Here is a 22,327-nt window from a genome sequence, read left to right as displayed (position 1 = left end):
GGCGGCTATCTGGCCTCTCTGGGCTCTCTGGGCCGGTGCCGGATCGAGATGAGCAGGCGAAGGGCCGGGAACCCCAGCGTCCACAGGGCCATGGCCGCGTACGAGGAGACCAGGGCCACCGGAACGGTCAGCAGGAAGAACGGAGCTCCCGAGAAACTGCGAATCCGGGCCAGCCGGACCAGGGCGGGATCGATCCCGGATCGGAGCAGCCCTCCCCGGCCCGACGCGTACCACCACACTGCCGCGGACGCGGCGGACGCCGCCGCGACGCTCGACGCGTAGAACACCGCGGCGATCGAGTGCGCCCCGAACTGGCCCAGGACCTCCGTCGGGAAGGGCAGGAACGCCACGAAGAACAGCAGGAGCAGGTTGAGCCAGATCAGCCGGAAGTCGAATCGCGCGATGTAACGGAACGCCAGGTGATGGGCGACCCAGAACCGCCCGATGATGGCGAAGCTCAGGAAGTACGCGAACCCCCGCGGCCACAGGTGCAGGAGCGCCCGTCCCAGGTCGGAGCCGCTGGTGCCCCGGGGAACGGCGATCTCCAGGACCAGCAGGGTGAGGGCGATGGCGAACACGCCGTCCGACAGGGCCAGGATCCGGCCGAACCCGCTGCCCGACTCGTCGTCTTCACCCCGGCCCGCGGGGCGACGCTCGGCCTCGCCGGTCGGCTCCATCAGCGGTACAGCTCGCGCGCGATGATCTCCCGCTGTATCTCGGTGGTTCCCTCGTAGATGCGCGGGGCCCGCACGTCCCGGTACAGGTGCTCCAGCAGGTGCCCGCGCTCGAGCGCCCGTGCGCCGTGGATCTGCACGGCGGAGTCCACCACCCACTGGGCGGTCTCCGTGGCGAACAGCTTGGCCATGGCCGACGCCATGGTCACGCGCTGGCCGGCGTCGTGGGCCGAGGCGGCCGAGTAGACGAGCAGGCGCGCGGCCTGTGTTCGTGTGGCCATCTCCGCCAGCAGGTGCGAGACGGCCTGGTGCTCGCGCAGCGGCTTCCCGAACGACTCCCGCTCCGCCGCGTGCGCCACAGCGGCATCGAGGGCCGCCTGGGCCATGCCCACGGCGAAAGCCCCGACGCTCGGACGGAACAGGTCGAGCGTGCGCATGGCCACCCGGAACCCGGCGTCCGACTCGCCCAGCATGTCCGATGCCGCGACCCGGACGCCGTCGAACTCCAGGCGCCCGACTGGATGGGGCGCGATGAGTTCCAGCGGTGTGCCGGTCAGCCCGGCGCTGTCGCCCGCCACCGTGAACGCCGTCACGCCCCGCGCTCCGGCGCCGGGCGTGGTGCGGGCGAAGACGGTGTAGACGTCCGCGTCGGGCGCGTTGGAGATCCACGTCTTCACGCCGCTCAGGCGGAAGCCCTCACCTTCGCGATCCGCCGCCAGCTCCAGCTCCCCGGCGTCGGAGCCGTGCTCGGGCTCGGTGAGGGCGAACGCCGCGATCGCGTCGCCGCGCGCCACCGGGGGAATCCACCGATCGACCAGCTCCGGCGATCCCGACTGAAGGATCGGGTACGCCCCGAGGCCCTGTAGCGCCAGCGCGGTCTCGGCCTCCGTCGACTCCCGAGCCAGGGATTCGCGGAGCACGCAGAGGTCCATGGCCGAGACCTCTCCTTCTGCCGTGCCGCCGGCCCGTTCCGGAAACAGGCGAGGGAGCAGTCCGTGGTCCGCGAGCGCGCGGACCAGCGGGCGGTTCACCCGTCCCGGCGGGCCCGCTTGGGCCACCAAGCGCAATGCTTCGCGCGCCACGCGGCGTGCTTGGTCCGCCAAGCGCTCGTGTTCCGGGTCGAGGGCGAAGGACACGGGAGGCGTATACCACGGGCCGAGCGCCAGTCGCTACGATGGGCTCGCCCGTGGCGGGCGTTGTTCGAACGCCGCTCGAACAGAGACGTCGACTCGGAACGCCGCGAAGGGGGCCGGGATGAACGACTCGCCGTACTGGAACCCGCGCCACGAGACCATGCCCCGCGACCAGCTCGAAGCCCTGCAGGTTCGCAAGCTCAGGCGACTCGTGGATTGGGCCCAGTCCAGGGTTCCCTGGCAGGCCGAACGCCTGCGCGAGGCTCGGGTCACGGCGGATTCGCTCAACTCGATTGACGATCTCCGCCGTCTCCCGTTCCTGACCAGGGACGAGTGGATGCAGGGCCAGGTGGAGCACCCGCCGTACGGGCCGATCCTGGCCGCGCCACCTGAGCGCGCGATCCGTTACCACATGACCTCGGGCACGACCGGCCGCACGCCGATCCGGGTGCTGGACTCCCTGAAGGACTGGGAGTGGATCGCGGAGATGTGGTGCTATGGGCTGTGGGGGTTCGGCGTGCGGCCCGCCGATACCGTGTTCGTCGCGTTCGGCTACTCCACGTTCATCGGGTTCTGGGGCCTGCACTACGCGTGCGAGAAGATCGGCTGCCTGACGCTGCCCGGCGGGGCCATGACCACGGAGCAGCGCGTCAGGCAGATCGTGGAGATGGGCGCCACGGTGGTGGCGTCGACGCCGACTTACGCGCTTCGGATGGCCCAGGAAGCGCGTGGGCTCGGGATCGACCTGGCGTCGAGCGCGGTGCAGAAGGTGATCCTGTCGGGCGAGCCGGCGGGCTCGATCCCGGCGACCAAGCGGCTGATCGAGGAGCAGTGGGGGGCCAAGGCCGGCGACACGGCGGGGATGACCGAGCTCGGCACGATCATGATCTTCGAGTGCTCCGAGCAGCCGGGCGGGACGCACGTCATCGAGGACCACTACATCGAGGAGGTCGTCGACCCGGTCACGGACGAGCCCGTCCCGTACGGCGAGATGGGAGAGCGCGTGGTCACCTCGTTCGGCCGCGGGTTCATTCCCGTGATCCGGTACCGGACCCGCGACTTCGTGGTTCGGGTGCCCGGTTCGACCTGCCCGTGCGGCCGCACCTTCGACATCTACGAGGGCGGCATCCGGGGACGGGTCGACGACATGAAGCTCGTTCGGGGGACGAACGTGTACCCACGGGCGGTCGAGGCGCTGATCCGGGAGCATCCCGAGATCGACGAGTTCCAGGTCCACCTGTATACGGCGGACGGCATCCGCGACGAGATCGAGGTGCTCGTGGAGATCCCGGATGCGGCCGCGGGCGTGGACGCCGAGACCGTCCTGTCGCAGCTGGGAAAGGAGCTGGCCGAGAGCCACGAGGGGCTCCGGTTCGGCGTGAAGCGGGCGGAGGACGGCTCGCTTCCGCGGTTCGAGCTGAAGGCCAAGCGCGTGCTGGACGAACGGACCGTCATCGGCTCCGAGGGCGAGCGGAGGCACTGATGGAGAACGCGATGGGCGTGACGCTGGACGAGGCCGAGGCCGCGCTGGTCGAGGTGTACCGGAAGCTGGAAGCCATATTGCGTGACCACGGCGACGACCTGCCCCCGTTCGCCCGCCGCAACGCCGCCAAGGCGCTGGCCGCGCTGTGGCAGGTGGCGAACGGGCTGGACATGGACCCCGCCCAGCCGTACGACCTGGGCGCGTGACGACCTGACGGCCCGGTCCAGGTTCGTCCTGGCGGCCGGGGACACGGCGGCGTTCGTGGTGTTCGTCCTGATCGGGCTGAGCACGCACGACGAGGGCGTCACGGCGGCGAGCGTCCTTCGGGTCCTGGGGCCCATCCTGGTGCTCTGGTTCGCCGCCGGGGCGGTGCTGGGCACCTACCGGCAGGCCACGCTCCGCACGCTCCTGCCGGCCTGGTTGGTGGCAGTGGCCGGCGGCATCCTGGTCCGGTACGCCATCTTCCACCGGCCGGCCACCGCCGGGAAGCTCGTCGCCTTCATCGGCGTCGCCCTCGCGTTCACCCTGTTGTTCCTGCTGGCCTGGCGGCTCGCGGCCAGGTTCCTCCTGGGCACCGGGGGGCGGGCGAAGCTGATGCGGTAGCGGCCGAACATGACTACCCGCTTCTTCCGAGGACCCTGGGATCCAGCACGCACAGGTCGGCCCGGCCCGCGGCCAGGATCGTGTTGAGCTCGTCGACCGTCGTGATGTTGCCTGTGGTCAGCGTCGGAGCCCCGGTCTCGTTTCGAACCCGGTCGCTCCAGGGGACCAGGAACATCCGTCCGTAGACGGGCCGGTCGGCCGCCACCGTCTGGCCCGCCACCACGTCCAGCAGGTCGCATCCGTGATCGCGGAACGCTTCCGCGGCGGACACGACGTCATCCGGGCTGAGGCCGCCGGGCGCGCAGTCATCCGCGGTGTACCTCACGGCCAGCGGCCGCTCCGCCGGCCAGGCGGCCCGAACCGCGTCCAGCACCCGGAGCGGGAACCGCATCCGGTTCTCCAGCGAGCCGCCGCATTCGTCCTCACGCCGGTTGGCCAGCGGAGAGAGGAAGCTGGCCAGCAGGTAGCCGTGCGAGAAATCCAGGACCAGGAGGTCGAACGCGCACGCCGCGGCCCGCTCCGTCGTGGCGAGGAAGTCCTCCATGACGTCGCGGAAGCGCCGGTCGTCCATCTCGTGAGGGACGGGCATCCGCGGTGTGTAGGGGAGGGGCGACGCCGACAGCAGCGGCCACCCGCCGTCGGCGAGCGGGCGGTCGATGCCGCCCCTGCGGGGCCGGGTGGCGCCCCGGCGACCGGCATGCCCGAGCACCACGCCGATCATGGCCTGCCCCCGCTCGTGCACGTCTCGGGCCGCGGCCGCCCACGCTTCCATGTGGTCGTCGCGATACAGCCCGGCGGAGCCGGAGGTGATCCGCCCGTGGGCGGACACCGCGACCGTCTCGGTGAGCACAAGGCCGGCTCCCGTCACGGCGGCCTCACGCAGCGGCGCCAGGTGGTCGTCGCCGGGGAGGCCCTCCGAAGCGAGGTCCTCGCCGGGCGGGGCCAGCACGATCCGGTTCGGCAGGGTCAGGCCTCGCAGGCGGAGCGGCGCAAACACCGGGGGCGGCACGACGATGGTCCCCGTGGCCTCGCGCACACCCCTCGCGCCGGCGTGCATCGTGCCCGCCTCCCGGCCGGCGTGGCCCGCGAACCACCGGTCCACGCGTGCCAGGTACGCCGGGTCGCGCTTCTCGAGCTCCAGGTGGGTGATCCGTCCGCTGCGGGTCAGCAGGTGGAACGAGAACTGGAGCGGCTCGAATCCCCGATACCGGATGACGTTCTCGAAGTAGGTCGCGCTCTCTCGCGCGGCTTCCTGGAACCGCTCGACCACCGGCTGCCGTTCCAGCTCGTACTCGACCAGCGCGGCCTCCACATCGCGATGGCGGAGCAGCGCGTTCGACAGCGAGATGGCGTCCTCCATGGCCAGTTTCGTGCCCGATCCGATGGTGAAGTGCGCGGTGTGCGCGGCGTCCCCCAGCAGCACCACCTTCCCGACGTGCCACGACTCGCACCGCACGGTGACGAAGCTGACCCACAGCGAGCGGTTGGACATCAGCTTGTGACCGGCCAGCTCCGGCCCGAACAGCTCCTCGCAGAACGCGATCGACTCGGCCTCGGTCATGGCCTCGAGGCCGGCCCGCTCCCAGGTGGCCTGGTTGCACTCCACGATGAACGTGGAGGTCTGAGCGTCGAACGGATACGCGTGCACCTGGAACAGGCCATGCGGGGTCTCGCGGAAGATGAACGTGAACGCGTCGAACACCAGGTCGGTCCCGAACCACACGTACTTGGACCGGTGCACGTCGAGGGTCGGCCGGACCTCCCCGCCGTACAGCTGCCGGACCGTGCTGTTCACCCCGTCGGCCGCCACCACCAGGTCGAAGCCGTCGAACACGCCGAGGTCCGGCAACTCGGTGTGGAACTGGAGGTCGACGCCCACCGATCGGCACCTGGACTGAAGGATCTCCAGGAGCTTCTTGCGGGCCACGCCGGAGAACACGTGGCCGCGGGAACGAACGACCTGCCCGCCGAACACCACGTCGATGGCGCTCCACGTCGCGAAGGCCTCGGTGATCTGGAGGTAGCTCTCGTAATCCGCGTCCCGAAGTGCCCCCAGCGTTTCCTCGGAGAACACCACTCCCCACCCGAACGTCGCGTCGGGCGCGTTGCGCTCGATCAGGGTGATCTGGTTCGAGGGGTCGGCCTTCTTGGCCAGCAGCGCGAAGTACAGCCCCGCCGGCCCGCCGCCCAGGATGCCGATCCTCATCCCGAGCTCCGCTCGGTTCTCATGCGAGCACGTCCGCGAGGCGATCGACCTGGCCCGGATCGGACACCGTGGGAAGGAGGACGAGGTGGTCGCAGCCCGCGTCCTCGTAGCCTCTGAGGAAGTCGCGGATCGCTCGCGCAGAGGTGAGGTTCCCGGCGGTGACCTTCTCGGCGAACGGCCCGGTGAACGCGTAGTAGTCGCGCAGGTAGTCGGCGCCCCTCTCGGCCGCCGCCTCGCCCAGGGCGAAGTATGCCTGCCCGTACAGCCGGGGCCGCCCGGGGCGGCCGAAGTCGGCCCACGCCGCGAGGGCCTGCGACGCGGCCCGCTCGAACGCCCGGGGCGGACCGCCGCCGTGCACGTACCCGTCGGCGAACCGGGCCACCCGGGCCATGGCCGTGCCCATCCACCCGCCGACCAGCAGCTCCGGCCCGCCACGTGCCGCCGGGCCGAGGCGGCCCGCCTCCCAGGCGTCCCGAATCTCGGCGAGCTGCTCCGAGAACCGCCGCCCTCTGCCTTTCGGATCGACCCCGACGGCGTGGTAGTCCTCGTGCCGGGCTCCGATGGCGAGCCCGAGCGTCAGCCGCCCTCCGGAGAGCTCGTGCACCGACGCGGCTTGCTTGGCCAGCAGCGCCGCGGTCCGTATCGGGGCGATCACCACCATGGTCACCAGCCGAACGCGCTCGGTCACCGCCGCCGCCGCCCCCAGCACCGGGAACGGGTCGAAGCTGTCGTAGCGGACCCGGTCCAGCAGCCCCACGCTGGCGAACGGACCCCGGTCGGCACGCCTGGCCCACTCCACCACCGCCCTGCCTTCGGTCCCCGGAACCGCGTTCGGCAGGCCCACCCCGACGTCCACGAGGCGGAGGCTACCTCACTACCCTGTGGGGGCCATGACCCAGGAACCCGCCCCGGCCGGCGCATCCATCGTGGTGCAGCGCCGCATCGAGTGGAGCGACACGGACGCCTCGGGCGCCTACCACAACACGGCGATTCCCCGGCTCATGGAGGCCGCGGAGACGGCCCTCATCGAGCGGCTGGGGTTCCTGGACGACGTCTACGGCCGGCTCCCTCGTGCCCACATCGAGGTCGATTTCCTGCGACCGCTGTGGCACCGTGACCTGGTGGACGTGGCGCTGACGGTGGCCCACGTGGGGCGAACGTCCATCACGTACGAGGTCGAGGTCCGCCGAGGAGGCGAGCTGTGCGCGCGGGGCCGAGCGGTGGCCGTGCTGCTCGACCGGGCCGGAGGCAGGCCGGTCCGGTGGCCCGAGCGGTACCGCCGCCTGCTGGCCACCGCCGGCCCGCAGCCACCGGAGCGTCTCGTCTAGGATCAGAGCCATGCCACCTCCGGCGGAGCCCAAGCCCGAGCCGCGCACGCGTTCCCGCTCCCGGTCCATCCGGAGGATGGGAAAGCTCTCCGCGGAGGAGGAGGGCCTCTCCTACGGCTCCTACCTGCGGGTACCCGAGCTGCTGTCCCTCCAGAGCCTGCTGTCGGACCCGCCCGCCCACGACGAGCTGCTGTTCATCGTGGTCCACCAGGCCTACGAGCTGTGGTTCAAGGAGCTGCTGTTCGAGGCCGAGGCCGCGCGGGATCACATGTTCGCCCGCCACCCGGATCTGGCCCGCCACTATCTCGGCCGCATCCACGTCATCGAACGCGTGCTGATCGAGCAGGTGGCCGTCCTGGAGACCATGTCGCCGCAGGACTTCCTGGAGTTCCGCTCGAACCTGTCCCCGGCCTCGGGCTTCCAGTCGGTGCAGTTCCGGGAGATCGAGTTCGTGTCGGGCCTGAAGCAGCGCGGCTTCCTGACGCACCTCGGCGACTCCGACGAGGAGCGAGCCCGGCTGGAACGACGCCTGGACGAGCCCACGCTGTGGGACGCCTACTGCGACCTCCTGGGGGCCTCGGGCGTTCCCATGCCGGAGGACGACGAGGAGGCCCGCCGGCAGAGCCTGCTGGCCGTGGCCCGGGACCGGGAGAAATACGCAGACCTGTGGCACCTGGGCGAGGGTCTGCTCACCCACGACGAGCTGTTCTCGCTGTGGCGGTACCGGCACATCCTCATGGTGGAGCGCCAGATCGGGTCGAAGTCGGGGACGGGCGGGTCGAGCGGCGCGTCGTACCTGCGGACCACGCTGGAGAAGCGGTTCTTCCCGGAGCTGTGGGAGCTCCGCAGCTTGCTGTAGCGCGATGACATTCTCGATCGCCGCGGTCGACGTCGAGGCCAACGAGGTCGGCGTGGCCGTGCAGTCGAAGTTCCTCGCCGCCGGGGCCATCGTGCCGTGGGCGCGGGGCGGCGTCGGAGCCGTGGCCACCCAGGCCCTCGCCGACGTCACGTTCGGGCCACGGGGCCTGGACCTGCTGGCCGAGGGCCTCGAGCCGGAGGCCGTCGTGGACCGGCTGCTGGAGGGCGACCCGCAGCGAGAGCAGCGCCAGGTCGGCGTGGTCGATGCCGCGGGACGAGTCGCCACGTTCACCGGCGCTGAATGCTTCGAATGGGCGGGCGGGCTGTCGGGCCCTGGCTTCGCCTGCCAGGGGAACATCCTGGCCTCGGCGGAGGTGGTGGCGGCGATGGCGGAAGCGTTCCAGGCCGCCGCGGGACCGCTGGCGGAACGCCTGGTTCAGGCGCTGCGTGCCGGCCAGCGGGCCGGAGGCGACCGCCGGGGACAGGAGGCCGCCGGACTCGTGGTGGCCTGCCCGGGAGGTGGCTACGGCGGCAACCACGACCGCTACATCGACCTTCGGGTCGATCATCACGACCAGCCCATCGAGGAGCTTGCCAGGCTGCTCGACCTCCACCACCTGTACTTCGAGCGCCCTCGCGAGGTCCTGGAGGCGGACGGGGAGGTCGAGGACGAGATCCGCTCGAACCTGGAGCGCCTGGCCCGGCTCCACCCGGGGCAGGACCTGTGGGATGCGCTGTCCGACTACATGGGCTGGGCGAACCTGGAGGAGCGGTGGGTCGGAAGGGGCCGGATCGATCCCCGCGTGCTCGAGTACCTTCGACACGATCACGACCGGTAGCCCCTGAACATGCGCGTCTCGGACCTGGCCGTCCTCGAGGCCGGCGCGTTCCCCGGAGGGTTCTCGTTCGGCGTGGCCACGGCGGGGTTCCAGGTCGAGGGCGGCTACAACGGTCCGGGCCAGCCCAGGAACAACTGGTACGACTGGGAAGCGGCGGGGCGCGTGGAGCCCTCCGGCATCGCGAACGACTCCTGGCGACGGTTCGAGGAGGACCTGGACGTGGCCTCGGCGATGGGCCTGGACACGTTCCGCCTGTCCGTCGAATGGGCCAGGGTCCAGCCCACCGCCTCCGCCTCCGCCACCGAGAACGAGGAAGAGCCGCCGTTCGATCGCGACGCGGTTGAGCGATACGTCGAGATCCTGGCGGCCGCACGGGGTCGCGGCCTCGATCCGCTGGTGACGCTCCACCACTTCACCCTCCCGCGGTGGCTCGGCCTTTCGTTCTGGCAGCGCGAGGACTCGCCGCGCGTGTTCGCCGCGTACGTCCGCCAGGTGGTCACGCTGCTGGACGAGGGCCTGGCGGCCCGGGGCGAGCCCCCCATCCGCCGCTACGTCACCCTGAACGAGATCAACGCGCTGGCCATCGGGACCTGGTTCGGGGGCTGGTTCCCCGGAGGCCGGCCGCTCCATCTGCCGGACTTGCGCCGCGGCCTGGACCACCTCCTCGCCGCGCACGTGCGCGCGTACGACGCCGTTCACGACGTCCACGTGGAACGCGGGTGGGCGCGCCCGCAGGTGATTACCAACAACGTCAGCCTGTCCATCTACGAGAGCGACCGGTCCCTCATCGACCTCCTCCTGGCCCGCAGACGCGGGGTCGACCGCGACGCGCTTCCCGCCTACCTGGCCGACCGGCGGACCCGGTGGCGGTCGGTCTGCAAGCGGATGGCGGGCCCGTCGCAGGCCGCTTCGGAGCTCCTGCTGGCAGGGCTGGCCCGATGGAACGTCCGCCACGGACTGCCCGCGACCAGCGATGCCCTGTACGCGTCACCGAGGCCCGACAAGCTCGACGCGATCGCGATCGACTTCTACGCTCCCTGGGCGAAGGGCCGGTTTCGTGCGCCCGGCCACCGTACGTCCGGAGAGAGATGGCGGTACCCGGTCCGGCCCCTGTGGGAGGACCCGCCCGCGCCCGGCGCGTTCGTGGACTTCTGCCGGGCGAACGCCGACGAGCCCGGGCTTCCCCTGTGGGTCGTGGAGAACGGCTTGTGCAACCGCGTTCACGACGGCGTCTCGTATCCGCGTCCCGACGGCTGGAACCGGGTTCGCTACCTCCGGGCGTACCTCGGACGGCTTGCCGCCGCCGTCGCGGAAGGCCTCCCGGTCGAGGCCTACCTGCACTGGACGCTGTACGACAACTACGAGTGGGGTTCCTACGAGCCACGGTTCGGGCTGTTGGGGGTGGACCGCTCGCGGGGCGCCACCCGCCTCGAGCGCGACTCGATGGGCGACGACGCCGCGGGGGCGTACGGCACCATCGTCCGGGCGCTTCGAACCGGCCAGGGCCTCGATGCCGCGTTCACTGCTTGACGCCTTCGGATGGGCGGTGGCTCGGCCCTTCCACCATGGGATCGGGCGACGGCTCGCGCGCCGGCAGCTGCAGCCCGCGCCCTCGCACGGCCCCCAGGGTGAACAGCAGCGCGAACAGCCACGCCGTCCCCAGCGCGTATGCCCCCAGCACGTCGGTCAGCCAGTGGGCGCCCAGGTAGAGCCGGGTGAACCCGACCACCAGCGACACGATGAAGGCGCCCATCCACGCCGCCACTCGCCTCGCCCAGGACCGGGTCTCGCGCGAGTACAGGGCGGCGAGCATCCCGTAGGCAGCCACCGTCTTCACCGTGTGCCCGGACGGGAAGCTGGGCCCCGTGAACGGCCCCAGCCCGGCCGGCGGGAACGGTCTGGGCCGGTCCACGAGCTGGCCCACCACGAAGCGGAGCAGCGCCACGCCGCCGATCGACGCCGCGAACATCACCAGGGGAAGCCACGTCTTCCGCCGCCACCGCCACAACAGGGCGATGCCCAGGAACACGGGGACCAGGAACGCCCAGCTCCCCAGCTCGGTGAGGATCTTCATCCAGGTCGTGCCGAGGTGGGTTCGGTGTGCGTCGAAGAAGTGCTTCACGGGGAGGTCGACGCGGGTGAGCTCCTCGTTCGCGACGACGTCCTGTCCGATGATGCCGGCCGCCCAGCTGGCCAGCCCGATCATCACGAAGCTCACGGTGAGCGAGAGGCCCACCGCCGTTCCCGGCCGGAACCGGTTCAGCAGGAAATCGATCTGGCGCCGGTATCGGGCGCGGAACCGGGCCACGCGCGGCCGCTCGAGCTGCCGGGCCCAGAAGCTCCGCACCCGCTCGGGGTGCCGCGCCACCCACCGCCCGATGGCCAGGACGATGACGACCACCACGACGAGCAGGAGCAGCAGCAGGCCCAGTCGTCCCGCGAAATGCTCCACCCGGCGGTAGCTCTTGCCGGCCCCGTACCCGAGCAGCACGAAGGTCGTGGCCCAGGCCAGCCCGCCCAGGAGGTTGAAGATCGCGAAGGTCCGGTACCGCACGCCCGCCATGCCGGCGAGGCCCGGCACCAGCACGCGGAGCGCCGCGGTCCACCGCCCGAAGAACACCGCGGACCCCCCTCGCCGGGCCAGGTACGCCTCGGCCTGCGGGAGGCTCTTGGTGACGTGGTGGCCGACCACAGGGATCCGCCCGAACGTGCGCTCCATGAACCGGCGCCCCCACCGCTTCCCCACGAAGTACCCGATGGCGTCGCCGATCACGGCGCCCGAGACCGCCAGGGCGATGACCTCCATGAGCCCGATCTTGTGCTGCGACGCGAGGACCCCGCCCAGGATCACGGCGATCTCGCCCGGGAACACGAAGCCCACGAACGCAGACGCCTCCAGAGCAGGCAGCGCGAACACGATCAGCAGCGCCACCCACTCCGGCATGGACAGGACGTTGTCGATGAGGTTGGACATCGGCCTCCGGGAGGATCACGGAATGGTGGCACGCCGGGCCGGAGGGAGTGAAGGCACAGCGCGACTCCGGGGGACAGGCTAGCCGCTCGGCGTGACTAGTCCATCCTGGCGTCGAATATCCCCCGCCCATCTCTCCGATCCATGTTGACCCCACGGCCGACGAGGCCCGAAGATCCGCGTCGAGGGACGGGGTGGCTGCTTCAATCACGGCGTCGACGAGAGATTTCCCCCTCCGACGCCGCACGCCCTCCCCCGACCCCCCAGCCTTCAGGATCCTGGCCTGGTGCACCCTTGCCCTCGCACTCGGCATCCTGGCATCCAGGTTTGCGCTGAACCCCCAGGCCTTCAAGATCAATCCAGCGGTCTTCGCTGGCTGGACGGCCATGGTCGTGCTTGCAAGCGCCTCTTCCGTCTCCCTCGGCCATGACATCCAGTTGACGTTCGACATGCCGGTTCTTCTTGCCGCGGTGTATCTTTTCGGGCCAGCTGTCGGCGGCTTGATGGCCTTGGTGGGCTCGTTCGATGCACGAGAGGTCAGAGGCCGGATCTCGCTGGCGAATGCACTCTTCAACCACGCTCAAGTCTCGTTGAGCGTGATGCTCGCTGGCGTTCTCTTCATTGTCGCTGGCGGTAACGAGACCGCTTGGCCGCTCCTGGTCCTTCCCGCACTCGCAGGGTTGATGGGGGACGTAGTCGCAAACACGCTGCTCGCGGTGATCGGGGGAGCCTTGAAGCTTCGGATGTCATGGATGCATGTCTTGCGAGACCTGAAGTTCGGTCACCCTGGACAGTTTGTGCTCACATACCTCGGGTTCGGTCTGCTGGCCGTCGTCCTGGTGAGTGCGTACCGAGATGCGGGGCAGTGGGCGCTTGCTGAGTTCATCGTGCCCCTGCTCCTCGCCCGGCAGGTCTTTTCGCACGGCACGAAACTGGACGCTCAGACGGTCGCGGCGCAGCGTGCGCAACGAGCCTTGACCGGCGTGAGCACGACCATTGCCGAGGGAAAGGAAGGACGAGCGAGCCCGCATTGCGGCGGCGCTCCACGACGACGTTCAGCAGGCCCTGTACAACGCAACCCTTCATGCGGAGGTGATCCGCGAGGAATTGAAGTCTGGCCGCCTCCTCGCCCTGGAGGACGACATTCCGAGGCTTCTACAAGCCAACCAACGAGCTCGATCAGTGCTCCGAGAAGTGATCAGAAATCTGCGGCGGAGCGAGTTGGGGGTTGGCGGTCTCGCCTCCACACTTCGCTCGCTGGTCGATGACCTTGCCAGCCGGTGGGAAGGGCGCCTCGAAGCGCACATAGAGGAGACGGATGGCACGGCCGAGGTTCAGCTTCTCGTCTATCAGATAGGTCGTGAAGCCTTGCAGAACGCTGTGCGGCACTCCCGAGCCTCGTCGATCCAAGTCCGACTCTTCCGAGACGGTGAGCACATTGCCCTGCTCGTGGCGGACGATGGCGAAGGGTTCTTGCCTGACGCGGTCGACCCGGATCAGAGATTCGGCCTCGAGATCATGAAGGAACGGGCTCAACTCGCTGGCGGGACCATCAGGATCACCTCGCGGCCCCGTGAGGGAACTCAAATCGTGGGGATCTTCCCTGCAGCCGGGAAGAGAGCCATTCCCTGAGCCCTTCTCCAAGGGTGCTCCCGGGCTGGCCCCGAGATGTGCCCACCCCCTGACTAGTCAATACGGGTAGTACGAAGATCCCCCACCCAGCAACAGAAACGGGGTTGACCCCGTACCCCTACCACCTAATGATGCGATCAGGGGGGGCAGGGATGGCTGCTTCAATCACAGCTTCGACGCGAGATTTCCCTCTCCGACGCCGCACGCCCTCCCCCGACCCCTTAGCCTTCAGGGTCCTCGCCTGGTGCACGATAGCGGTGGCGGCGGTGACGCTCGTCGGCAGCCTCGCTCTTCGAGACCACCCACTGAGCGTCAACCCGGCCGTGTTCGCTGTCTGGACTGCCCTTGCCGTCACCGCAAGCTTGTCATCGGTTTCATTTGGCCGGGAGATCGAGCTGACGTTCGATTTGCCTGTTCTCCTTGCCGCCGCCTACGTCTTTGGCCCGACCGTCGGAGGTCTGATGGCGCTGTTGGGCGCGTTCGACGCTCGGGAACTCAAACGAAGCGTGTCCCTGCTGAATGCCCTCTTCAACCACGCTCGAGTCTCGCTCAGTGTGGTCGGGGCCGGCTATGTGTTCTCACTCGCGGGTGGTGAGGGCAGGTCTTGGCCATTCTTGCTCGCCCCCGCGTTTCTCGGACTCATCGCGGACGTATTGGTGAACGCTCCACTCGCAGCGGCTGCAGCAGGGTTCAAGAGGGGAAGTCCTTGGCGCCGCGTCCTCCTCGAGATGAAGTTCGGCCCGACTCTGCCGTTCGGAATGATGTACCTGGGCTTCGGGCTTCTAGCTGTTGTTCTGGTAAGCGCCTATCAGGGTGCTGGAGCATGGGCTCTCGCGGAGTTTCTTGTCCCGCTCGTCTTGGCTCGGCAAGTGTTCACGTATGGAAAGCGGCTGGAGGCCCAAGTCTCGGAGATTCGCCGAGCGCATCGCGCCCTGACTGACATGACGGTAAAAATTGCCGAAGAGCGGCACGACGAGCGAGCTCGCATTGCCTCTGCCCTCCACGACGATGTTCAGCAGGCCCTCTACAACGCGACCCTTCACGCCGAGGTGATCAGGGAGGAACTGAAATCCGGGCGTCTTCTCGCGCTCGAAGACGACATCCCGAGGCTTCTGCAGGCCAACCAACGCGCCCGTTCCGTGCTCCGAGAGGTGATCAGAGATCTGCGGCGAAGTGAGTTGGGCGTAGGCGGCCTCGCCTCCACGCTTCGCCTGCTGGTCGACGACCTCGCCGGGAGTTGGGGAGGGCGGATAGAGGCGCACATCGAGGAGACGGGAGGAACGCCCGAAGTTCAGCTTCTCCTCTACCAGATCGCGCGGGAGGCTTTGCAGAACGCCACTCGCCACTCACGAGGGTCCTTGATCCAGGTCCGGCTCTTCCAAGACGGAGAGCACGTGGGGCTACTCGTAACAGACGACGGCTTGGGCTTTTCGCCCGAAGCAGTCGATCCGGACCAGAACTTTGGCCTGGAGATGATGAAGGAACGGGCCTACCTCGCGGGCGGGGTCCTCGACGTCAACTCAAGGCCCGGCAAGGGAACCCAGATCGTGGGGATCTTTCCTTCCATTGAGATGCGAGCCAACCCCTGAAAAGGCTCTCCCTACTGCCCGTCTGCACTCAGCCATACACCAGGCAGCAAGTTTTGGGACCTAGAAAAGATCCACCGAGCCCTTAAGTTCCCCTCAAAGGCAGCCTTCGCCGACTGACTTCAGTTCCGGAAATGAGCGCCGCCCGCGATCACCAGTGTCAGCAGCGAACCAGCCGCGATCGCAAGCCGCTTCATAAGACGCACCATGCCCATGCCTCCTTCCCATCTCCCTAAGGAGGTGGGGGGACCCCCTCTTCTTCGCTATCGGTAACCACTCCGCCCATGTCTGCCAAGGCCGCCACAGGCGGAACAGCTCGGAAGCTACTATCGGGTGACCCCCGGTTGGGGGACAAGGCCCCAGATAACCTACAGCATATTATGTAAGACTCAGACTACGCCGGCCTTCCGATTGATTCATCCCCAGCCTGAGCCGACGATGGAATGGAAATCAACCTAAGTGAGCCAGGGTGAAGAGACCGCCGCCTCCACTTTTCGCGGACAGACGTCGAGTCCGCCAGCGTAGGTTACTTGCTGGCCTGGAGCTTCTCGTAGTGTTCCCGACGCTGGGGCTGCTGGCGTTTCTGCTGGTAAGAGCCCCGTTCGGACTTCCTCTGACCGATGTGATCCTCTGGGCGGCTGTTGTCGTAGTCGTGGTTCTTCTCCCCGTGCCAGTTTGGCGGGGAATACAAGTCAGTATGGACTCCCCGATCCTAATGGCGGTTGGCTTGCTCTACTCGCCGGGCGCGGCTGGTCTCATTGCCCTGGTGGGCTCCTTTGACCGAAGGGAACTAACCCGTCAGATCTCCATTGGCAAGGCGGCGTTCGGTCGGTGCCAGGTCACGCTTTCAGTGATGCTGGGGAGTCTGGTCTTTCATCACCTTGCTTCAATAGATTCATCGATACCGATCCTGGCTCTGGGGGCCGGCGCGGCGGTGCTGGCCGACCATGCGACAAACATCGCACTCGTGACGGCGTTCGCATCAGTAGAACATGGACTTCCCCCGATTGAGGTTCTCAAGAGGCTTCACATTGGTCGGGCCAGCGAGTTCCTTGTGAGCTATTTGGGACTGGGCGTTCTGGGCGTGCTGCTGGCGCATCTGTACGAGAGCGTCGGGTTCTGGTCGGTGCCTGCGGTTCTCATGCCGCTGGTGTTTGCGCGGCAGATGTTCTTTCGGAGCCGTGCGTTGGAGGAGGCGCATCGGGAGCTCAAGGAGCGTGAGCTGGTCATGCGGACGCTCTCCAACCGCATGGCGGAGGAGCGGCAGGACGAGCGCACGCAGATCGCCGCGTACCTGCACGACGACCTGGCTCAGTTGCTGTTCCGGCTCTCGCTCCAGGTCGACCTGGCGCGGCGGCATCTCAAGTCTGGCGACGCGGCCACGGCGGCGCAGGACCTCGAGGCCATCCGCGAGACCAAGAACCGCACCTCGGAGCTCGTGCGCGCCCTCATCCGGGACCTGCATCGCTCGCCACTCGGGCGGGCCGGGCTGGCCGAGGCGCTCGTCAGCTTCACCAGCGACATCGGCGAGGGCTCCGGCGTCCGGTTCCACACGGACATCACTCCGATGGGGCTGCCGCCGGCGATCCAGCTGCTCATCTACCACATCGCCCGCGAGGCGGCGATGAACGCGTTGAAGCACGCCGGTGCGGGGAACGTGTGGATCGCGCTGCAGCCGGTCGACGACGGCGTCGAGCTCACGGTCCGCGACGACGGGATCGGATTCGACGCCCAGGCCCCGGGCCCGGAGGATCACTTCGGGCTGGCCATGATGCGGGAGCGCGCCACGGTGGCGGGGGGCGTGTTCGCCATCGACAGCGCGGCCGGCGAGGGCACCACGATCACGGTTCGGTTCCCGGCCACGTACCTCCAGGACGCGGGGCAGGCCCCGGAGGAGACCCCGCCGAGCGACCAGATCGTGCCGGTGGCGGAGCCGGCGCCGTCTCGCGCGGCCGTCTCCGCATGACCGCGACGATCAGCCAGATCATCCCCGCGTAGACCACCAGGTCGCCCGCGCTCACGACCTGCCGGATCGGTTTCCCGATCGGGATGACGTCTCCGAGCGGAAGCAGGACATCGCCCGACCCGGCCAGGTGGTGCTTCGCTCCGCCGTTGTGGATGAGGTCCTGGAGCAGGTTGCCCTGGCCCGACGCCTCCAGCGCGTGGCGCGTCACCGGCATCCCGTCGTTCACCGAGATCACCAGCAGGTTCATGGCCAGGCCGATGAACAGCAGGGGCAGGCCCGGCAGACGGATGTTGCGGGCGACGAACGCGAGCAGCACCGGATACGACGCGATGAGGAGCCCCACCGAGACCTGCCGCTCGAGGTGCCCCTGGAGCGGCAGCGGGACGAGCTGCATGAGGAACCCGAGAGGCGCCAGCGCCCACCAGCGCAGGCGGAGGTGTTCGAAGTTCCGGAGCCGCCCACCGGCCAGGTAGCCGAGGACGAGACCGATCACGAGGACGCCGGCGATGAGGAGCATGGGTTGGGGTGAGCCGCGTTCGGACTCGTGATTGTCGCGGGGGCGGGATGGGAAGTCCACCAGCCGGGAGCCGAGGATAAGCTGGACCCGCGGGCTGTCGAAAGGTGGCGAGATGGCGCAGAACGTCCTTCAGAAGGTCGTCGAGGAGCATCTGGTGTCCGGCAGGATGGAGCCCGGAGAGGCCATCGCCTATCGCATCGACCAGGTCCTGCTCCAGGACGCCACCGGCACCATGGCCTGGATGGAGTTCGAGCAGCTGGGGCAGGACCGGGTCCAGGTTCCGCTGGTGATCCAGTACGTCGACCACAACATGATCCAGCTCGACCACAAGAACCCCGACGACCACTTCTTCCTCCAGACCTGCTCGGCGCGATACGGGGCGGTGTTCTCGCGCCCCGGCAACGGCATCTCCCACTACGTGAACCTGGAGCGGTTCGACAAGCCGTATGCGACGCTGGTGGGGTCGGACTCGCACACCACCACCGCCGGGGCCATGGGGATGGCCGCGCTCGGGATCGGCGGGATGGACGCAGCCGTGGTCATGTCGGGGGAGCCGTTTGAGCTCCAGTACCCCACGCAGGTGCGAGTGGTCCTGGAGAACGAGCTCCGGCCCTGGGTGTCGGCGAAGGACGTGATCCTGGAGATGCTCCGCCGACTCACCGTGAAGGGCGGGATCAACAAGGCGTACGTGTTTGACGGCGACGGCGTGGCGACGCTGTCGGTCCCGCAGCGGGCCACGATCTGCAACATGATCCTGGAGCTCGGGGCGACGTTCGGGATCTTCCCGGCCGACGGCAGGACCCGGGAGTTCCTGGAGGCACAGCAACGGCCCGACCACTTCCGTGAGCTGCTGCCGGACGACGGCGCGCACTACGACGAGGAGATGGTGATCGACCTGGCCGACCTGGAGCCGCTCATTGCCAAGCCCCGGAACCCGGACAACGTGGTGCCGGTTCGGGAGGTGGCGGGGACGAAGGTCGCGCAGGTCTGCGTGGGGTCGTCGGTGAACTCGTCCTACGAGGACCTGGCCATCCCGGCCTTCGTCGTGAAGACGGGCGGCGGCGTGAACGAGTGGCTGGACATGACCGTCTCGCCCGGTTCGCGTCAGGCCCTGAACATGATCGTGGAGACGGGCGTGCTGGCCGACTACATCGCGGCCGGCGCCAGGCTGCTGGAGCCCGCCTGCGGGCCGTGCGTGGGGATGGGGGCCGCGCCGCCCTCCGGGCAGCCCTCCGTGCGGACCATGAACCGGAACTTCCAGGGACGGTCGGGGACCGAGGACGACTACGTGTACCTGGCCTCACCGGAGGTCGCCGGGGCGACCGCGCTGAAGGGCGTCATCACCGACCCGCGGGACCTCGGCATGGAGTATCCGGCGATCAGAGCGCCCAAGCCGGTCACCGACGACTTCATGCTCATCTGGCCTCCTCCTCCCGAGGAGGCGGCCACCGTGACCATCATGCGGGGCCCGAACATCAAACCGCCCCCCGTCCCACCGGATCTTCCGGAAGCCTTGCAGGGCAAGGTTCTCATCGTGCTTCCGGACAACATCTCGACCGGCTCGATGTCGCCGGACGGCGTGATCGTCATGGCGGAGCGGTCGAACATCCCCGCGATCGCGGAGTACTGCTTCCGCAAGGAGGACCCCCAGTTCGTGGGCCGGGCCAAGGAGTGGGGCGGCGGGTTCATCGTGGCCGGGGACAACTACGGGCAGGGGTCGTCGCGCGAGCACGCCGCGCTGGCCCCGCTCCAGCTGGGCGTCCGGGCGGTGTTCGCAAAGGGATTCCATCGGATCCACCGGCGGAACCTCATCAACAACGGCATCGTCCCGATCCTGATCGACGACGACGTGTACTCGAAGGCGGCCATCGGCCAGGAGTGGCGGCTGCCGCGGATCCGGACCGAGATCGAGTCGGGCAGCACGACGTTCACGCTGGAGATGGAAGGGCAGGAGTTCACGGTCGGCAACAACCTCGGGCAGCACGAGCGGGAGCAGCTGCTGGCCGGCGGCCTGCTCCGGTACATCACCGCCCGGCGCGCGGCGAGCGGTTCATAGGGGCACGAGCGCCTCTCGGCACGGGGGAGTGGATGGGGGACTCGCCGGATTGGCTGGCGGAGCAGGTCGACTACTACCGGCGCCGGGCCGGCGAGTACGACGCCACCGTGCGCCCGCCGGGCGACCCCCTCGCGGAGCAGGACCGCGTGCTACGGGGTGCGTTGCGCGAGTTCGAGCCGAGGGGCCGTGTGCTGGAGCTGGCCCGCGGCACTGGTCTGTACACGCGAGAGCTGGTGCCGTTCGCGGACTCCATCACCGCGCTCGACGCCTCGCCGGAGATGCTGGACGCTGCTCGGCGCCGGGTCCGCAGCCCGACGGTCCGCTTCCTCCACGCCGACGTCTTCTCATGGGAGCCGGACGGGCGGTACGACGTGGTGTTCTTCTCGTTCTGGCTGTCCCACGTGCCGCCCAGGCATTTCGAACGCTTCTGGGATCGCGTGGCGGCGTTCCTGGCCCCCGGCGGCAGGGTGTTCTTCATGGACGAGGGCCGGCATACCCACTGGCAGGAGGAATTCGTGGACGAGGCCGCGGGGGTGGTGCGCCGTCAGTTGCTCGACGGATCCGAGCACCACGCCATCAAGGTCCTGTGGGACGCCGCTGAGCTGCAGCGCCGGCTCGGGGAGTTGGGCTGGAACGTGTCGGTGACGCGTGCGGATGCGTTCTACTGGGGCCATGGCCGACGCGCCACGTGACGACGCGGGTACCGTGATGGCCATGGCCGGGGACGGTGACTCCACCGGGTTCTTTGGACCGGAGAGCGTCTCCTGGCAGGTCTACCGGGAGACGACCGTCCTGTTCGGCGGGGCCAGGGCGCTCCTGATGCAGGCGGCCCACCCGCTGGTGATCGCGGGGGCCCGCAAGACCGGTTTCTATGTCCGGGATCCATGGAAGCGCCTCCAGCGAACGCTGGCGCTGAACTCCGCGCTGACGTTCGGGACCCGGGAGGAGGCGCAGTCGGCGGCGGACCGGATCAACGCCGTCCACCGCACCGTTCGCGGCATCGACGAGGTGACGGGGCTCCCGTACGACGCGTTCGACCCGGACCTCCTGCTGTGGGTGCACGCGTGTCTGGTGGACAGCGCGCTGCTGTTCGAGGAGCTCACCGTGGGGCGGCTCAACACCGCTGGGCGGGACCGGTTCCATCGCGAGCAGATGCTGGCCGCGGAGATGCTGGGCCTCTCCCGGGACCGCATCCCGCCGACGGCGGCGGGCCTTCGCGCGTACGTCGGCGAGGTCGTGGCGAGCGGGGTCCTGAAGGTCACCGACGCCGCGCGGGACGTCGCCGGCCTGTTCCACGATCCTCCCAGGGAGGCCGAGTGGCGGCCGGTGCTCCACGCGGTCTCGTGGTGGGCCTTCGGGACGCTGCCGCCGCCGGTTCGCGAGCAGTACGGCGTGGGCTGGAGCGCCGGCAAGGAGGCCGCGCTCCGGGCCAGCCTGCGGGCGCTGCGGGCGTTCCGGCCGGCCATCCCGCTCAGGTACCGGCACATCCTGCCGGCGCAGATGGCGGCGCGCCGGCTCTCCGTGCGTAGCTGACCGGCACCGGTCGACGGTTTGCGGCCCCGGCGCGGGCGCCCCAAGATGGGGTGTTCCCGCACCGAGGAGACCCGCAATGCCCCAGTTCGAGCACGAGGGCTGGACCCTGGCGTACGAGGACCGGGGGGACGGCGCGCCGGTCCTGCTGATCCACGGCCTGCTCATGGACCACACCATGTTCGACCCGCAGGTCGAGGCCCTGTCCGACCGCTACCGGTTCGTCACCCCCGACTTCCGGGCGCACGGCGGCTCCGAGCACCGGGCCGAGGAATACACGCAGTGGGACATGATGGAGGACCAGGTCGCGTTGCTGGACCACCTGGACATCGACCGGGCGGTGTGGGGCGGGGTGAGCGCGGGCGGGTTCCAGTCCCTGCGGGCGGCGCTCCGGCACCCCGAGCGCGTGGCCGGCCTGATCCTCATCGACACGCAGGCCGGACCAGAGGAACCCAACCGGGCCCCGCTGTACGAGGCCTCCGCTCAGGTCGGCGCCGCCGACGGGTGGAACGAGGACCTCCTCGGCAAGGCCACCCTGTTCATGCTGGGGGCGAGCGCCGGCGACGACCTCAAGCGGCACTGGATCGAGCGTTGGATGGCCCAGCCGACGTTCGACGCCGTCGAGGCCATGCACGCGGTGACCAGGCGCGACGACATCACCGAGCGCCTTGGGGAGATCGACGCGCCGGCCATTGTCATCCACGGCGAGGAGGACGTCGCCATCGAGATGGAGAAGGCGGAGGCGCTCGCCGACGGCCTGCCGAACCTGGTGGAGATGGTGCAGATCCCTGGGGCCGGGCACTCCTCGACCGTGGAGAACCCCGACGCCGTGACGGCGGCGATCGAGCGGTTCCTCCAGAAGGTGCTTCCGGCATAGCCGTCGCCGCGTCGCCCCGCACCCGGCACGCCCGGCGCCTGTTCGCCGGCATCGCGCCGAGCTATGAC

At 69.1% G+C, this 22,327-nt stretch carries 19 protein-coding genes and 1 pseudogene; 13 read left to right on the top strand and 7 right to left on the bottom strand.

What is annotated here, in order from left to right; genetic code table 11:
- Positions 1-5 precede the first annotated feature (5 nt).
- The gene (locus tag M3Q23_17110) at positions 6-677 is read right to left on the bottom strand and encodes a TMEM175 family protein (GenBank protein MDP9343772.1); all 672 of its coding nucleotides are present in this window, start codon (positions 675-677) and stop codon (positions 6-8) included.
- On the bottom strand, positions 677-1,810 hold the full coding sequence (locus M3Q23_17105) for an acyl-CoA dehydrogenase family protein (GenBank protein ID MDP9343771.1): 1,134 nt from the start codon (positions 1,808-1,810) through the stop codon (positions 677-679). The genes M3Q23_17110 and M3Q23_17105 overlap by 1 nt, the downstream gene beginning before the upstream one ends.
- A 118-nt stretch (positions 1,811-1,928) precedes the next feature.
- On the opposite strand from M3Q23_17105, the gene M3Q23_17100 reads away from it, so the two are divergent.
- The 3 genes from M3Q23_17100 to M3Q23_17090 are packed head-to-tail and all read left to right on the top strand — an operon-like array spanning position 1,929 to position 3,893.
- On the top strand, positions 1,929-3,290 hold the full coding sequence (locus M3Q23_17100) for a phenylacetate--CoA ligase family protein (protein MDP9343770.1): 1,362 nt from the start codon (positions 1,929-1,931) through the stop codon (positions 3,288-3,290).
- Complete coding sequence (locus M3Q23_17095; protein MDP9343769.1) at positions 3,290-3,496, top strand: hypothetical protein; 207 nt, start codon at positions 3,290-3,292, stop codon at positions 3,494-3,496. Before M3Q23_17100 ends, M3Q23_17095 begins: the two co-directional genes overlap by 1 nt.
- 55 nt (positions 3,497-3,551) lie before the next feature.
- Complete coding sequence (locus M3Q23_17090; protein MDP9343768.1) at positions 3,552-3,893, top strand: DUF3054 domain-containing protein; 342 nt, start codon at positions 3,552-3,554, stop codon at positions 3,891-3,893.
- Positions 3,894-3,906: 13 nt separating this feature from the next.
- On the opposite strand, the gene M3Q23_17085 is transcribed toward M3Q23_17090, so the two are convergent.
- Both M3Q23_17085 and M3Q23_17080 read right to left on the bottom strand, forming a co-directional pair.
- Positions 3,907-6,099, bottom strand: a complete 2,193-nt coding sequence (locus M3Q23_17085; GenBank protein MDP9343767.1) for an FAD-dependent monooxygenase — start codon at positions 6,097-6,099, stop codon at positions 3,907-3,909.
- Positions 6,100-6,118: 19 nt separating this feature from the next.
- Entirely contained in the window at positions 6,119-6,955 is an 837-nt protein-coding gene (locus tag M3Q23_17080; GenBank protein ID MDP9343766.1) for an LLM class flavin-dependent oxidoreductase, read from the bottom strand.
- Positions 6,956-6,989: 34 nt separating this feature from the next.
- On the opposite strand from M3Q23_17080, the gene M3Q23_17075 reads away from it, so the two are divergent.
- From M3Q23_17075 to M3Q23_17060, 4 genes are all read left to right on the top strand, one after another.
- The gene (locus tag M3Q23_17075) at positions 6,990-7,427 is read left to right on the top strand and encodes an acyl-CoA thioesterase (protein ID MDP9343765.1); all 438 of its coding nucleotides are present in this window, start codon (positions 6,990-6,992) and stop codon (positions 7,425-7,427) included.
- A 76-nt stretch (positions 7,428-7,503) separates the two neighbouring features.
- Positions 7,504-8,286 (top strand): tryptophan 2,3-dioxygenase family protein, encoded by a 783-nt coding sequence (locus tag M3Q23_17070; protein MDP9343764.1) that lies wholly within the window; start codon positions 7,504-7,506, stop codon positions 8,284-8,286.
- A 4-nt stretch (positions 8,287-8,290) separates the two neighbouring features.
- On the top strand, positions 8,291-9,124 hold the full coding sequence (locus M3Q23_17065; protein MDP9343763.1) for a DUF1028 domain-containing protein: 834 nt from the start codon (positions 8,291-8,293) through the stop codon (positions 9,122-9,124).
- Positions 9,125-9,133: 9 nt separating this feature from the next.
- Positions 9,134-10,654: a family 1 glycosylhydrolase gene (locus M3Q23_17060; protein ID MDP9343762.1), complete on the top strand. Its 1,521-nt coding sequence runs from the start codon at positions 9,134-9,136 to the stop codon at positions 10,652-10,654.
- On the opposite strand, the gene M3Q23_17055 is transcribed toward M3Q23_17060, so the two are convergent.
- Together M3Q23_17055 and M3Q23_17050 are read right to left on the bottom strand one after the other, a co-directional pair.
- Positions 10,644-12,098, bottom strand: coding sequence for a bifunctional DedA family/phosphatase PAP2 family protein (locus M3Q23_17055; protein ID MDP9343761.1), 1,455 nt, complete (start codon positions 12,096-12,098; stop codon positions 10,644-10,646). The two genes, M3Q23_17060 and M3Q23_17055, sit on opposite strands and share 11 nt — an antisense overlap.
- A 1,176-nt stretch (positions 12,099-13,274) precedes the next feature.
- The gene (locus tag M3Q23_17050; GenBank protein MDP9343760.1) at positions 13,275-13,631 is read right to left on the bottom strand and encodes a hypothetical protein; all 357 of its coding nucleotides are present in this window, start codon (positions 13,629-13,631) and stop codon (positions 13,275-13,277) included.
- A gap of 362 nt (positions 13,632-13,993) precedes the next feature.
- Between M3Q23_17050 and M3Q23_17045 the strand changes: the two genes are divergently transcribed.
- Together M3Q23_17045 and M3Q23_17040 are read left to right on the top strand one after the other, a co-directional pair.
- Positions 13,994-15,316 (top strand): histidine kinase, encoded by a 1,323-nt coding sequence (locus M3Q23_17045; protein MDP9343759.1) that lies wholly within the window; start codon positions 13,994-13,996, stop codon positions 15,314-15,316.
- 1,246 nt (positions 15,317-16,562) lie between these two features.
- Positions 16,563-17,114 (top strand): annotated as a pseudogene (locus tag M3Q23_17040) (histidine kinase).
- Positions 17,115-17,154: 40 nt separating this feature from the next.
- On the opposite strand, the gene M3Q23_17035 reads toward M3Q23_17040, so the two are convergent.
- Positions 17,155-17,856: a DUF5317 domain-containing protein gene (locus M3Q23_17035; GenBank protein MDP9343758.1), complete on the bottom strand. Its 702-nt coding sequence runs from the start codon at positions 17,854-17,856 to the stop codon at positions 17,155-17,157.
- Between the two features lie 52 nt (positions 17,857-17,908).
- Here M3Q23_17035 and M3Q23_17030 point away from each other — a divergent pair, with 52 nt between their 5' ends.
- The 4 genes from M3Q23_17030 (at position 17,909) to M3Q23_17015 (ending at position 22,259) form a co-directional block, all read left to right on the top strand.
- Positions 17,909-19,852: an aconitate hydratase gene (locus M3Q23_17030; GenBank protein MDP9343757.1), complete on the top strand. Its 1,944-nt coding sequence runs from the start codon at positions 17,909-17,911 to the stop codon at positions 19,850-19,852.
- 32 nt (positions 19,853-19,884) lie between these two features.
- The gene (locus tag M3Q23_17025) at positions 19,885-20,544 is read left to right on the top strand and encodes a class I SAM-dependent methyltransferase (protein MDP9343756.1); all 660 of its coding nucleotides are present in this window, start codon (positions 19,885-19,887) and stop codon (positions 20,542-20,544) included.
- A gap of 22 nt (positions 20,545-20,566) precedes the next feature.
- Positions 20,567-21,385: a DUF2236 domain-containing protein gene (locus tag M3Q23_17020; protein ID MDP9343755.1), complete on the top strand. Its 819-nt coding sequence runs from the start codon at positions 20,567-20,569 to the stop codon at positions 21,383-21,385.
- A 76-nt stretch (positions 21,386-21,461) separates the two neighbouring features.
- On the top strand, positions 21,462-22,259 hold the full coding sequence (locus M3Q23_17015) for an alpha/beta hydrolase (GenBank protein ID MDP9343754.1): 798 nt from the start codon (positions 21,462-21,464) through the stop codon (positions 22,257-22,259).
- Positions 22,260-22,327 lie beyond the last annotated feature (68 nt).

It is taken from the genome of Actinomycetota bacterium (genome assembly GCA_030774015.1).
GTDB lineage: Bacteria > Actinomycetota > UBA4738 > UBA4738 > JACQTL01 > JALYLZ01.
The sequence above is the reverse complement of the archived record's forward strand: the minus strand, read 5'-3'. Positions and strand labels throughout refer to the sequence as shown.

Bases quoted from the DNA above. Each gene is read 5' to 3' on its own strand.
- M3Q23_17110 (MDP9343772.1), bottom strand. From the start codon at position 677: ATGGAGCCGACCGGCGAGGCCGAGCGTCGCCCCGCGGGCCGGGGTGAA.
- M3Q23_17100 (MDP9343770.1), top strand. From the start codon at position 1,929: ATGAACGACTCGCCGTACTGGAACCCGCGCCACGAGACCATGCCCCGC.
- M3Q23_17095 (MDP9343769.1), top strand. From the start codon at position 3,290: ATGGAGAACGCGATGGGCGTGACGCTGGACGAGGCCGAGGCCGCGCTG.
- M3Q23_17085 (MDP9343767.1), bottom strand. From the start codon at position 6,099: ATGAGGATCGGCATCCTGGGCGGCGGGCCGGCGGGGCTGTACTTCGCG.
- M3Q23_17075 (MDP9343765.1), top strand. From the start codon at position 6,990: ATGACCCAGGAACCCGCCCCGGCCGGCGCATCCATCGTGGTGCAGCGC.
- M3Q23_17070 (MDP9343764.1), top strand. From the start codon at position 7,504: ATGGGAAAGCTCTCCGCGGAGGAGGAGGGCCTCTCCTACGGCTCCTAC.
- M3Q23_17065 (MDP9343763.1), top strand. From the start codon at position 8,291: ATGACATTCTCGATCGCCGCGGTCGACGTCGAGGCCAACGAGGTCGGC.
- M3Q23_17060 (MDP9343762.1), top strand. From the start codon at position 9,134: ATGCGCGTCTCGGACCTGGCCGTCCTCGAGGCCGGCGCGTTCCCCGGA.
- M3Q23_17055 (MDP9343761.1), bottom strand. From the start codon at position 12,098: ATGTCCAACCTCATCGACAACGTCCTGTCCATGCCGGAGTGGGTGGCG.
- M3Q23_17030 (MDP9343757.1), top strand. From the start codon at position 17,909: ATGGCGCAGAACGTCCTTCAGAAGGTCGTCGAGGAGCATCTGGTGTCC.
- M3Q23_17025 (MDP9343756.1), top strand. From the start codon at position 19,885: ATGGGGGACTCGCCGGATTGGCTGGCGGAGCAGGTCGACTACTACCGG.
- M3Q23_17020 (MDP9343755.1), top strand. From the start codon at position 20,567: ATGGCCGGGGACGGTGACTCCACCGGGTTCTTTGGACCGGAGAGCGTC.
- M3Q23_17015 (MDP9343754.1), top strand. From the start codon at position 21,462: ATGCCCCAGTTCGAGCACGAGGGCTGGACCCTGGCGTACGAGGACCGG.